Source organism: Kribbella sp. NPDC104218, assembly GCF_055584105.1.
On record NZ_JBVJMQ010000003.1, the window covers coordinates 1,252,395 to 1,264,542 of the forward strand.

Genomic DNA, 12,148 nt, shown 5'->3' on the forward strand with positions numbered 1-12,148 from the left:
GCAGTAAAACTGCGCATTGGTTACTCCCCGTGGTCGACAGGAACCGTTGCGCACACGCTAGATGATGGCGTGCGGGGAATGCCAGGGGAACTGAGAGACTGTGCTCCGTGCATATCGCGATCGAGATCGTTGCGCTGGTCGCCGTGGTGGCGGGCGGGGCCGCGCTGGCTCGGCGGATCGGGGTGTCGGCGCCGCTGTTGCTCGTGGTGATCGGCGTCGCCGCGTCCTATCTACCGTTCGTTCCCCGGGTGGAGCTCGCCCCTGAGGTCGTGCTGGTCGGGTTCCTGCCGCCGCTGCTGTACTCCGCGGCGATCAAGACCAGCCTGGTCGACTTCACCAAACACCGGCGGTCGATCGGGCTGCTGTCGGTCGGGCTGGTCGCGTTCACCGCGGTCGGCGTCGGCCTGGTCGCGTACTGGCTGCTCAACCTCGTCGCCGAGGCGCAGGGCTACGAGCCGCTGCCGCTGTGGGCCGCGTTCGCGATCGGCGCCGTCATCGCCCCGCCGGACGCCGTCGCCGCGACCGCGATCGCGAAACGGGTGGGACTCCCCCGGCGGGTCGTCACGATCCTCGAGGGCGAGAGCCTGGTCAACGACGCGACCGCGCTGGTCATCCTGCGGACGGCGATCGCCGCGGCCGCCGTCGCCCCGACCGTGCTCGACGTCAGCATCGACTTCGTCCGCGCCGCCGGCGGCGGTATCGCGATCGGCCTGATCGTCGCGGTCGTGCTCGCCAAGATCCGCAAGCGGTTCACCGACCCGGTGCTCGACACGACGCTCAGCCTGACCGCGCCGTTCATCGCGTACGTCGCGGCCGAGAACCACACCGTGCACGCGTCCGGCGTCCTCGCGGTCGTCGTGACCGGTCTGATCCTCGGCCACAAGGCGCCGATCATCCAGTCGGCCAAGTCCCGGATCTCGGAGCGGACCAACTGGCGCACGTTCCAGTTCCTGCTGGAGAACACGGTCTTCCTGCTGATCGGTCTGCAGACCCGCTGGATTCTCGACGAACTGTCCGAGAGCCCGCTGCCGGCCTGGCTGATCGCGACCGCGACGATCGCGGTCTTCCTGGCGACGCTGCTGCTGCGCCCGATCTGGGTCATCCCGACCACCTACCTGTCCCGGCGCATCCTCGGCCGCTCGCGGCCCGGCCCGGTCTCGTTCGGCGCGCTCGTCGTCGTCTGCTGGGCGGGGATGCGCGGCGTGGTGACGCTGGCCGCTGTCTTCACCCTCCCGGAGGACACCCCGCATCGGGAGGTGCTGGTCTTCATCGCGCTGGCCGTCACCGGTGGCACGCTGCTGCTGAACGGGTCGACCCTCCCCTGGGTCGTCCGCAAGCTCAAGCTGCCCGGGCCCGACCCGGCGGAGGACGCCTTGCAGGAGGCCGCCGTCCTCCAGGGCGCGCACCGGGCCGCGATCGAGAAACTCGAGGAGATCACCACGCCGGACGACCCGGAGGCCGTGCTCGCGGTGCTGCGCCAGCGCGGCGAGTCGCGCGCGCTGGCCGCGTGGGAGCGGCTGGGCCGGCCGGAGACCGAGTACGAGACGCCGAGCGAGGCGTACCGGCGGCTGCGGATGGCGATGCTCGAGGCCGAGCGGGCGCACATCCTCAAGGTCCGGGACGCCGGTCTGGTCGCCGACGAGGTCCTGCAGCGCGCGCAGTCCGTGCTCGACATCGAGGAGTCGATCCTGGACCGTGACGAGGACGACGACGTCGGCGGTCAGTACGAGGACCTCCGGGCGCCGGGCTCGGCGTCCGGCGGCTGCGAACACTTGCTCCAGGCACCGGCCGTGGTCGCGCCGAACACACCGGACGGTTGCGAGGAGTGCCTGGCCGACGGCGGCACGTGGGTGCACCTGAGGCTCTGCCTGGGCTGCGGGCACGTCGGCTGCTGCGACTCCTCCGAGGCCAAGCACGCCAGCCTGCACCACGACGAGACCAAGCACCCGGTGATGCGCAGTTTCGAGCCCGGCGAGAGCTGGCGCTGGTGCTTCGTGGACGAGAAGCTCGGCTGATGGCGGGCTGTCTGTTCTGCGGGATCATCGCCGGGACGACGCCGGCGCACATCGTCCTGGAGACGCCCGAGGTGGTCGGCTTCCTCGACATCCGGCCGGTCTTCAAGGGCCACACGCTGATCGTGCCGCGCGAGCACGTCCCGACCATGGTCGAGCTGCCCGACGAGCTGACCGTTCCCCTGTTCGGGACGGCGCGCGCGGTCGCCGCCGCCGTCCGGACGGCGTACGACGCGCAGGGCTCCTTCGTTGCCGTCAACAACGTCGTCTCCCAGTCCGTCCCGCATCTCCACGTCCATGTCGTGCCGCGGACGAAGGGCGACGGGCTGCGCGGATTCTTCTGGCCGCGGACGAAGTACGCCGACGACGCGGAGGCGGCCGACTACGCCGCCCGGCTCCGGGCAGTCCTCTGAAAGCTGTATTTAAGACTGTCTGAAGGGACTCCGTGACGATGTGAACGCGGCCAATCCGGGCCGCTGACGAGGGGGTCGTCATGGGGTGGTTCCGGTGTGCGCTGCTCACGGCTGGGCTTGTGGTGACAGGAGCCTGTTCGACGGGGTCGGGCAGTGCACCGGGGGCGACTCCGGTTCCGACGGGGATGTCCAGGGTGATCGTCACCCTGGCTGGGGACTTCCGGCCGGAGGGTGAACTCGACGAGCAGTCGCGCCAGGTGCAGCGGCGGGCGATCGGGGCCGCGCAGGACGCCGTACTGACCGAGCTCGCGGGCTCCGGCGTACAGGTGATCCGGCGGTACGACGCGCTGCCGCAACTGGCGCTGTCCGTCGACGCGACCGCCCTCGACCGGCTGCGGCACTCGATCCGGGTGGCCGCGGTGCGGGACGACACCGCCCAGTCTCACTCCGGTTGAGACAGACATCGAGTTGGGGGAACCACGATGCAAGTCCGAAGACTGTTCGTTGCGCTGGCCATGGCCGGTCTGGCAGCGAGCCTCACGCAGGTCCCGGCGTACGCCGCGGACCCGTCGCCGGGTGAGCGGCAACTGATCGAACAGGCGGACCGCGAAGGAACGGCCCGCGTGATCGTCCAGGTCGGAGCGCTCGGCGACAAGCAGGAGGTACTCGACAACATCGACCGCGGTAACGCCGAGCAGAACCGGACCTACCGGTCGTTCCCGTTGCTGGCGCTGGACGCCGACAAAGCCGCGCTCACCGAGCTGGCGGCCGACCCGAACGTGGTCTCGATCCAGCCGGACAAGGTCGGCTCGCCGAGCCTGGCGCAGAGTATTCCGTTCATCAACGCCAACCGGGTGCACCAGCTCGGTTTCACCGGGGCCGGTCAGACCGTCGCGATCCTGGACACCGGGATCGACCTCGACCACCCGTTCTTCGGCAGCCGGATCGTGTCGGAGGCCTGCTACTCCAGCACGAACGGCAGCAACGAGGTCTCGCTGTGCCCGAACGGGACCGCGAGCCAGACCGGCGCCGGATCCGCGGACGCCGAGACCGCGCAATGCCTGAACGGGACCGCGAACATCTGCCGGCACGGCACGCATGTCGCGGGGATCGCGGCCGGCGCGGGAGCGGGCGTGACCGGCTCACCGGGGAACGGCGTCGCTCCGGGCGCGAACATCATCGCCATCCAGATCTACCACCGCAACAACGTCGGCTGTGACGGCAATCCGCCGTGCGCGCAGTTCTACTACTCCGACTTCATCGCCGGGATGCAGCGCGTCTACGACCTGCGCAACACGTTCACGATCGCCTCAGCGAACCTGAGCGGCGGCGACGACACCAACCAGGCGACCGCCTGTGACGGCAGTTCGACGAAGGCCTCGATCTACCTGCTGCTCTCGGTCGGTATCACCACCACCATCTCGGCCGGGAACGAGTCGCACCCGAACGGCGTCGGCGAGCCCGCCTGCGTCTCCACCGCGGTCACCGTCGGCGCGATCGATGCCGATGCCGCCGGCAACGAAGTCGACACCGTGGCCGGCTACTCGAACCGCGGCCCGCGACTCGACCTGTTCGCGCCCGGTACGTCGATCCGGGCCTCCGTCCCCGATGACACCTGGGCCAACCTCAGCGGGACGTCGATGGCCGCGCCGCACGTCGCGGGCGCGTACGCCGCGCTCCGGCACGCCTATCCGAACGCCACCGCGGCGACCCTGCTCGGCTACCTGCGGGACACCGGCGTCGACATCACCTACGCGACGAGCGGTACGACGAACGCGACCACGCCGCGGATCGACCTGCTCGCCGCGCTGCAGGAGGGCAACGCGCCGCCCACAATCGGCGCCGACAGCAACTCGGTCAGCGTCAACGAAGGCACGACGGCCAACAACGCCGGCGGCTTCAGTGACCCGGAGAACCGGCCGGTGGCGCTCACGGCGTCCAGTGGCAACGTCACCAACCTCGGCGGCGGTCGCTGGGGCTGGAGCTCGCCGACCAGCGACGGCCCGAGCCAGAGTCGCAGCGTCACCATCACCGCGACCGACGACAAGGGTGAGACGGCAACCACGACGTTCCAGCTGACCGTCGGCAACGTCGCACCGAGTATCGCGATCGCGCCGGGTCAGTCGGGTACGGCGTCCGAGGGGACGGCGTTCGGCGTCAAGGCGACCTTCGCGGACACGGGCTGGCTGGACACGTACTCCGCGACGATCGATTGGGGTGACGGGGCAACGACGTCCGGCGCGACCACGGTGACCACGCAGGGACCGCCGAACGATCTCGGCGAGATCACCGGCAGTCACGCCTACGCCGACAACGGCAACTACACCGTCAAGGTCACCGTGACCGATGACGACGGCGGCAGCAGCTCGGCGTCCTTCCCGGTTGCCGTGAGCAACGTTGCGCCGGTGGTCACGATCGATCCCGCGCAGGTGAAGACGATCACCGAGGGCTCGACACTCGCGACCAAGGCGTCGTTCGTCGACCTCGGCTGGGGTGATAAGCATTCGGCGGCCATCGATTGGGGCTTCGGCGCGCCGACGTCCGGTGCACTGCTCGTGACGAACGACGGCCCGCCGTCCGACCGCGGTGACGTCACCGGGAGCCGTGCGTACGGCGACAACGGGACGTTCACCGTCGGCGTCACGGTGACCGACGACGACGGCGGCGCCGGGACGGCGTCCTTCCCGGTGCAGGTGACGAACGTGGCGCCGACCGCGGTCATCGACGAATCCGGGGCGACGATGGTGAACGGCGTACCGACGTTCATCGCGCACAAGGGCGAGCCGATCGAGTTCAAGGGCCGCTCGACCGACCCGGGCAGCGACGACCTCGCGCTCGGCTGGAGCTGGGGCACGACGACCAGCTACCTGGTCAACCCACCCGGCGCCGACCCGGCCAACAGCCCGAGCCTGCAGCCGCGCGACGTCACCGACAGCAAGGCGCACACCTTCGGCACGGCGTGCAACTACGACGTCGGCTTCACAGCCCGGGACGACGATGGCGGGACGAGCGCCGACTCGGCCAAGGTCGTTGTCCAGGGCAACGCGCACCTGACCCGGATCGCGCCGCTGTGGTTCCTGCAGACCCGGGCCGGGATCCGGATCCCGCCGGTCGATCTGCCGGTCAGCACGGTCAACTGCTACCTGCAGGTGGCGCAGCACATGAGCCCGGTCTTCTCCGAGGCGCGCGACGTGTCCACGATGGCGAAGGCGAACACCGTCCTCAACATCCAGCTGCTGAACCCGAAGGCCGAGTTCGACCGGCAGGCCCTGACGGCCTGGCTGAACTTCGCCGACGGCTCGTTCGACCTCGGCACCCGGGTCAACACCGACCTGGACCTGCACCTGGACAGCACCTTCGGCGAGGTGATGGCCAAGGCCGAGGCGATCCGGCTCAACCCGGCGTCCACCAACGCCCAGATCCGGCAGCAGACCCTGCTGCTGGAGAAGCTCAACCTCTTGGGTTTCTGACCCGATCGAGCCGCTGCTCGAGCCGCTCCAAGGCTCGCTCGACCGCGACCCGGACCGTCTGGTCCGGGTCGTCGGTCAGGGCCTCGACGGCAGCGACATGCTCGAACTCGCCGGCCGCGCCGACCGCTCGAACAGCGGCGGCGCGGACGCGCGGGAGCTCGTGGTCGAGCATCGGCAGCAGCGCGTCGACGAGCTGACCGAGCTCGCGCTGAGCGGTCACCCGCGCGACGTGCTCGCGGACGCGCCAAGCCGGGTCGTCAGCGACCGCGAGCAGCGCGTGGACGGCGTCGTCCCGCCAGGCGTAGAGGAAGACGCGAGCGGCCCAGACGCGGACCCAGTAGTGGTTCACCGGATCGTTCGTCGTCCAGCCGCCCGGGTTCGCCTGGCCGGTGATCGCGACCAGTTTCGGCAGGTGTTCGGCGTACGCCGACTCCGGAGTGAACTCGCCGGTGAGGAACGCGATCGCCCAGTCGACCACGGCGTCCTGACCATGCTCGGCGCAGGCCGCGGCGATCACCTCGCGCGGTGATTTCCGCGCCGATTGACCTGAGACGCCACCCATACTGCCGGACATGGACCCAGTATGACCTCGACGCCGAGTCCGCCCGTCCCGATCGCCGCACGGCATCGCCCGACGCCGGAGGAACAGTTCCGAACGCTCTTCGAGACCCACTTCCGGGAGCTGCTGTGGCTGTACGGCGTCGCCCGGCATGTGCTGTCCAATCATCGCCGCGGCAGCGTCCGGCGGGACCGGCTCGGTGAGCGGCTGCGCCTGCAACTGCAGGACGTCGCACCGGATCATGCGGCCGAGGTGGAGACCACCGCGGTGATCCGGCAGGCAATCGGGGCCCTGAGTGGCGACGACCAGGAGCTCATCATGTTGACCGCGTGGGAGCACCTCACGCCGCAGGAGGCAGCCGTCGTCCTCCACGTACCGGACCGGGTGGTGCGCACCCGGCTGCACCGGGCCCGGCGGCGATTGCGAAAACTGCTGGGAGACGCGTTCACCGAGCACGGACATGAACGGGACGACCGAACACTGCGAGCAGCTCAGGAGGAGCGATGAACGACCGCGAACTCGACCGGCTGATCGCCGAGGCCAACCCGTACGGCGACGACTCGGTCCGGCGACTGCCGGCCGGCACTGCCGCGGCCGATCTGCTGGAGGACATCTTGACCACCACCGAACCTGCTCCCGCGCTGCATCGGAGCCGCCGCCGGCGGTTCACCGTCGGTATCGCCGCCGCGGCGGCCGTCGCCGCGGCCGTCGGAATCGTGGGCGCCGTCCTGCCCCGGGACAATCCGATCGGGCCGATCGTCGCGCCGCAACCGGCGTACGGCGCGGAGCTCCGGGCGATTGCCGAAGTCAACGAACGGATCCTGATCGACGACCCGGCCTGGAAGGTCACCGGCGTCGGACAGCTCACCAAGGACACCGGTGAGATGCGGCTCTCGAACGGCACTCGGGAGTTCGAGATCCGCTGGGCGGCCGCCGATGTCTACCCGGGCCTCTTCCGGGACCGGACCAGCGAGGACAACCGCCGGGAGACGGTCAGCGTCCTCGGTCAGCGCGCGACGTTGTTCCAGTACCAGGGCAGCAGCGCCTTCACCGCTCTCCTGCCGCCGAAGGGCCGGACGACCGTGGAGCTGCGCGGTGACCTCGGCTCGAAGACGGCGTACCTGGAGCTGCTCGGCAAACTTCATCACGTGGACGTCGACACCTGGCTCGGCGCGATGCCGGCGAGCGTCGTCAAACCGCAGCAGGCTCAGCAGGCCGTGGACGGCATGCTCGCCGATATCCCCCTCCCGGCCGGCTTCGACCGCGCTCCGCTGTACAAGATCGAGCTGAACGACCGGTACCAGGTCGGCGTCCGGGTCACCAGCGCCGTTGGTTGCCGATGGCTCGATCAGTGGACTGCCGCCACGAAATCCGGGGACAAGGTGAAGGCAGCCGAGGCGGTCGCCGCCATGCAGACCAGTCACTCCTGGAAGATCCTGCACGAGATGAAGACGACCGGCTCGTTCCAGAGCGACTTCTGGCGCTTCGCCGATGAGATCGCCGGCAAGAAGAAGTCCACTGGGCCGCTCGGCCTCCCGGCCGAGGGCTACCGCGAAACCCTCCAGTGCCGCTGAGGGCATGACGAAGAGCCGGTCGGTGACTCCGACCGGCCCTTGTTCAGTTCGTCCGGATGCGGACGGCGCGGTAGTCGTAGCCGTCCTGCTCGCCGGACTCCCACTCGAGCTGGACCCGGTCGCCCGGGGTGAGTGAGCGGAAGCCGGGCGCGTCGATCGCCGAGAAGTGCGACCAGCAGCCGCCGGGAGTGCTGGGGCAGTCCAGCACGCCCCAGCCCTCGTCGACCTGCCAGCTGCGGACGACGGCGTCGTCCGAGCCGTGGGTCATCAGCTCGCGATCAGCGAGCGGAGGACGTACTGCAGGATGCCGCCGTTGCGGTAGTAGTCGGCCTCACCGGGGGTGTCGATCCGGACGACCGCGTCGAACTCCTTGACCGAGCCGTCGGGCGCGGTGGCGGTGACGTGGACGGTCCGCGGGATCGTGCCCTCGTTGAGGACGGTGACGCCGGTGAAGTCGAACGTCTCCTCGCCGGTCAGGCCCAGCGACTCGGCGCTCTCACCCTCGGGGTACTGCAGCGGCAGGACGCCCATGCCGATCAGGTTCGAGCGGTGGATCCGCTCGAAGGACTCCGTGATCACGGCGCGGACGCCGAGCAGCGCCGTCCCCTTGGCGGCCCAGTCCCGCGAGGAGCCCGAGCCGTACTCCTTGCCGGCCAGGATGACCAGCTTGGTGTCCTGGGCGGCGTACGACTGCGCGGCGTCGTAGATCGTCGTGACGGGCGCGTCGTCCTGGGTGAAGTCGCGGGTGAAACCGCCCTCGGTGCCGGGGGCGATCTGGTTGCGCAGGCGGATGTTCGCGAACGTGCCGCGGATCATCACCTCGTGGTTACCGCGGCGGGAGCCGTAGGAGTTGAAGTCCTTGCGGTCGACGTTGTGCTCAGCCAGGTACTTGCCGGCCGGGCTGTCGGCCTTGATCGCGCCCGCGGGCGAGATGTGGTCGGTGGTGACCGAGTCGCCGAGCTTGGCCAGCACCCGGGCGCCGGAGATGTCGGTGACCGGCGACGGCTCGTGCGCCATCCCCTCGAAGTACGGAGGCTTGCGCACGTACGTCGACTCGGCGTCCCACTCGAAGGTCTTGCCCTCGGGCGTCGGCAGCGACTGCCAGCGCTCGTCACCGGCGAACACATCGGCGTAGTCCTTGGTGAACATCTCCTTGGTGATCGAGGTGGCGATCACGCTCTCCACCTCGGCCGCGCTCGGCCAGATGTCCTTGAGGAACACGTCGTTGCCGTCGGTGTCCTTGCCCAGGGCATCGGTCTCGAAGTCGAAGTCCATCGTGCCGGCCAGCGCGTAGGCGATCACCAGCGGCGGGCTGGCCAGGTAGTTCATCTTGACGTCGGGGTTGATCCGGCCCTCGAAGTTCCGGTTGCCGGAGAGCACCGACACGACGGCCAGGTCGGCCTCCTGGACGCCGGCCGAGACGGCCTCCGGCAGCGGGCCGGAGTTACCGATACAGGTCGTGCAGCCGTAGCCGACCAGGTGGAAGCCGAGCTTCTCCAGGTACGGCGTGACGCCGGCCTTCTCGTAGTAGTCGGTGACGACCTTCGAGCCCGGGGCCAGCGACGTCTTCACCCACGGCTTGGACGCGAGGCCCTTGTCGACCGCGTTCTTCGCGAGCAGCGCGGCGGCCAGCATGACCGACGGGTTCGAGGTGTTGGTGCAGGAGGTGATCGAGGCGATCACGACGTGACCGTGGTCGAGCTCGACCTCCTGGCCCTCGAGGGTGATCTTGGTCTTCTTGGTCGGCCGGTCGGCCTTCTGCGGCGCGGTGTGCGGGTTGTCGTCGACGTGACCGTGCCCGTTCGGCGCGTCGCTGGCCGGGAAGCTCCCGGTCTCCGACGGGTCGACGTCCAGCTCCTCGGTCGCGTAGTCGCCGAGCACGCCGCGGAAGGACTCCTTGGCCTTGCTCAGCTCGATCCGGTCCTGCGGGCGCTTCGGGCCGGCGATCGACGGGACGACGGTGGACAGGTCCAGCTCGAGGTACTCCGAGAACCGCGGCTCGACCGCCGGGTCGTGCCACAGGCCCTGCTCCTTGGCGTACGCCTCGACCAGGGCGACGTCCTGGTCGGCGCGGCCGGTCAGGCGCAGGTAGTCCAGCGTGATGTCGTCGATCGGGAACATCGCCGCGGTGGAGCCGAACTCCGGGCTCATGTTGCCGATGGTGGCGCGGTTGGCCAGCGGGACGGCGCCGACGCCGTCACCGTAGAACTCGACGAACTTGCCGACCACGCCGTGCTTGCGCAGCATCTGGGTGATGGTCAGGACGACGTCCGTCGCGGTCACGCCGGTCGGCACCGAGCCGGTGAGCTTGAAGCCGACGACGCGCGGGATCAGCATGCTGACCGGCTGGCCGAGCATCGCGGCCTCGGCCTCGATACCGCCGACGCCCCAGCCGAGGACGCCGAGGCCGTTCACCATCGTGGTGTGGCTGTCGGTGCCGACGCAGGTGTCGGGGTAGGCCTGACCGTTGCGGACCATCACCGTGCGGGCCAGGTGCTCGATGTTGACCTGGTGGACGATGCCGGTGCCGGGCGGGACGACCTTGAACTCGTCGAACGCGGTCTGGCCCCAGCGCAGGAACTGGTAGCGCTCCTTGTTCCGGCCGTACTCCAGCTCGACGTTGCGCTCGAAGGCGTCCTGGCGGCCGAAGACGTCGATGATCACCGAGTGGTCGATGACGAGCTCGGCCGGCGCCAGCGGGTTGATCTTGGTCGGGTCGCCGCCGAGCTCGGCCACGGCCTCGCGCATCGTGGCCAGGTCGACGACACACGGCACGCCGGTGAAGTCCTGCATGATCACCCGGGCGGGGGTGAACTGGATCTCCGTGTCCGGAGCCGCGTTCTGGTCCCAGCTGCCGAGTTTGCGGATGTGGTCGGCGGTGATGTTCGCGCCGTCCTCGGTCCGCAGCAGGTTCTCCAGCAGCACCTTGAGGGAGTAGGGCAGCGTCCGCGCCCCCTCGATACCCGCCAACCTGAAGATCTCGTACGACTGTCCGTTGACCTCGAGTGCACCCTTGGCACCGAAGCTGTCGACGCTCGCCATCAACCTGCTCCTCTATCCGGTCCAGTTCCGCTGGGGCCCATCCTCCCGGGCCCCCGGCCCGGCCGCGAGGTCAGGTAAACCTAACCTCGCGGCGGGAAGTCTCTCGATATCAAGATACACGACATCGAGCCACTGAGGCTCACCTCACCTGCGGGAGCACCTCCGCGGCGATCAGATCGAGGTGGTCCAGATCCTGCAGATCCATGATCTGGACGTACTGGCGCTGCGAGCCCGCGGCCGCGAACTCACCGAGCCGGTCGACGACCTCGGCCGGCGTACCGGCGATGTGGTTGCTCTTGAGCTCGCCGAGGTCGCGGCCGATCGCCTCCGCCCGCTGCTTGACCTGCGCGTCGTCCTTGCCGACGACGACGGTGTGCGCGGTCGACAGCGCCAGGGTCTTCGGGTCGCGGCCGCGCTCGGCGCAGGCCGCCTGGACCCGCTGGAACAGGACGGCGGTGTCCTCGACCGTCTTGAAGCCGGCGTTGAACTCGGCGGCGTACTGCGCGGCCAGCGCGGGCGTGCGCTTCTTGCCGGCGCCGCCGATGATGATCGGCAGGTTCTCCTGGACCGGCTTCGGGAGGGCCGGGGAGTCGGTGATCCGGTACTGCTCGCCGCTGAAGCTGTACTTCTCCCCCACCGGCGTCGCCCACAGCCCGGTGATCAGCTCCAGCTGCTCGCTGAACCGGTCGAAGCGGCCCGGCGTGTCCGGGAAGTCGATCGCGTAGGCCTGGTGCTCGGCCTCGTACCAGCCGGCGCCGAGGCCGAGCTCGACCCGGCCGCCGCTCATCTGGTCGACCTGGGCGACGCTGATCGCGAGGACGCCCGGGTTACGGAAGGTGGCCGAGCTGACCAGCGTGCCGAGTTTGATCGTGCTGGTCTCACGGGCCAGGCCGGCCAGCGTGATCCACGAGTCGGTCGGGCCGGGCAGACCGTCGTTCGGGCCCATCACGAGATAGTGGTCGGAGCGGAAGAACGCGTCGAAGCCGTTCTCCTCGGTCTTCCGGGCGACCGCGAGCTGGTCGTCGTACGTGGCGCCTTGCTGGGGTTCGATGAAGATCCTGAGAAGCATGCGGACAAC

General features: G+C 69.5%; 10 protein-coding genes. 6 read left to right on the forward strand and 4 right to left on the reverse strand.

The annotated features are described in order from the left end of the window. Positions 1-107: 107 nt before the first annotated feature. The 4 genes from ACZ6ZD_RS30525 (at position 108) to ACZ6ZD_RS30540 (ending at position 5,895) form a co-directional block, all read left to right on the forward strand. Positions 108-2,015: a Na+/H+ antiporter gene (locus tag ACZ6ZD_RS30525; RefSeq protein ID WP_465677368.1), complete on the forward strand. Its 1,908-nt coding sequence runs from the start codon at positions 108-110 to the stop codon at positions 2,013-2,015. After that, positions 2,015-2,425: an HIT family protein gene (locus tag ACZ6ZD_RS30530; protein WP_465677369.1), complete on the forward strand. Its 411-nt coding sequence runs from the start codon at positions 2,015-2,017 to the stop codon at positions 2,423-2,425. The genes ACZ6ZD_RS30525 and ACZ6ZD_RS30530 overlap by 1 nt, the downstream gene beginning before the upstream one ends. A gap of 194 nt (positions 2,426-2,619) precedes the next feature. Then, positions 2,620-2,880: a hypothetical protein gene (locus ACZ6ZD_RS30535; protein ID WP_465677370.1), complete on the forward strand. Its 261-nt coding sequence runs from the start codon at positions 2,620-2,622 to the stop codon at positions 2,878-2,880. Positions 2,881-2,907: 27 nt separating this feature from the next. After that, entirely contained in the window at positions 2,908-5,895 is a 2,988-nt protein-coding gene (locus tag ACZ6ZD_RS30540; protein WP_465677371.1) for a S8 family serine peptidase, read from the forward strand. Here ACZ6ZD_RS30540 and ACZ6ZD_RS30545 read toward each other — a convergent pair. Beyond that, positions 5,876-6,469, reverse strand: a complete 594-nt coding sequence (locus ACZ6ZD_RS30545; RefSeq protein WP_465677372.1) for a HEAT repeat domain-containing protein — start codon at positions 6,467-6,469, stop codon at positions 5,876-5,878. The two genes, ACZ6ZD_RS30540 and ACZ6ZD_RS30545, sit on opposite strands and share 20 nt — an antisense overlap. Before the next feature lie 9 nt (positions 6,470-6,478). Here ACZ6ZD_RS30545 and ACZ6ZD_RS30550 point away from each other — a divergent pair, with 9 nt between their 5' ends. After that, positions 6,479-6,961, forward strand: a complete 483-nt coding sequence (locus ACZ6ZD_RS30550) for an RNA polymerase sigma factor (protein ID WP_465677373.1) — start codon at positions 6,479-6,481, stop codon at positions 6,959-6,961. Continuing rightward, complete coding sequence (locus ACZ6ZD_RS30555) at positions 6,958-8,028, forward strand: hypothetical protein (protein ID WP_465677374.1); 1,071 nt, start codon at positions 6,958-6,960, stop codon at positions 8,026-8,028. Before ACZ6ZD_RS30550 ends, ACZ6ZD_RS30555 begins: the two co-directional genes overlap by 4 nt. A 43-nt stretch (positions 8,029-8,071) precedes the next feature. On the opposite strand, the gene ACZ6ZD_RS30560 is transcribed toward ACZ6ZD_RS30555, so the two are convergent. The 3 genes from ACZ6ZD_RS30560 to ACZ6ZD_RS30570 all read right to left on the reverse strand — a co-directional run bounded on the left by ACZ6ZD_RS30560 (position 8,072) and on the right by ACZ6ZD_RS30570 (position 12,139). Then, positions 8,072-8,296 (reverse strand): cold-shock protein, encoded by a 225-nt coding sequence (locus ACZ6ZD_RS30560; protein ID WP_465677375.1) that lies wholly within the window; start codon positions 8,294-8,296, stop codon positions 8,072-8,074. After that, on the reverse strand, positions 8,296-11,070 hold the full coding sequence (gene acnA, locus ACZ6ZD_RS30565; RefSeq protein WP_465677376.1) for an aconitate hydratase AcnA: 2,775 nt from the start codon (positions 11,068-11,070) through the stop codon (positions 8,296-8,298). The genes ACZ6ZD_RS30560 and acnA overlap by 1 nt, the downstream gene beginning before the upstream one ends. 139 nt (positions 11,071-11,209) lie before the next feature. Next, complete coding sequence (locus tag ACZ6ZD_RS30570) at positions 11,210-12,139, reverse strand: LLM class F420-dependent oxidoreductase (protein ID WP_465677377.1); 930 nt, start codon at positions 12,137-12,139, stop codon at positions 11,210-11,212. Between the last annotated feature and the right edge of the window lie 9 nt (positions 12,140-12,148).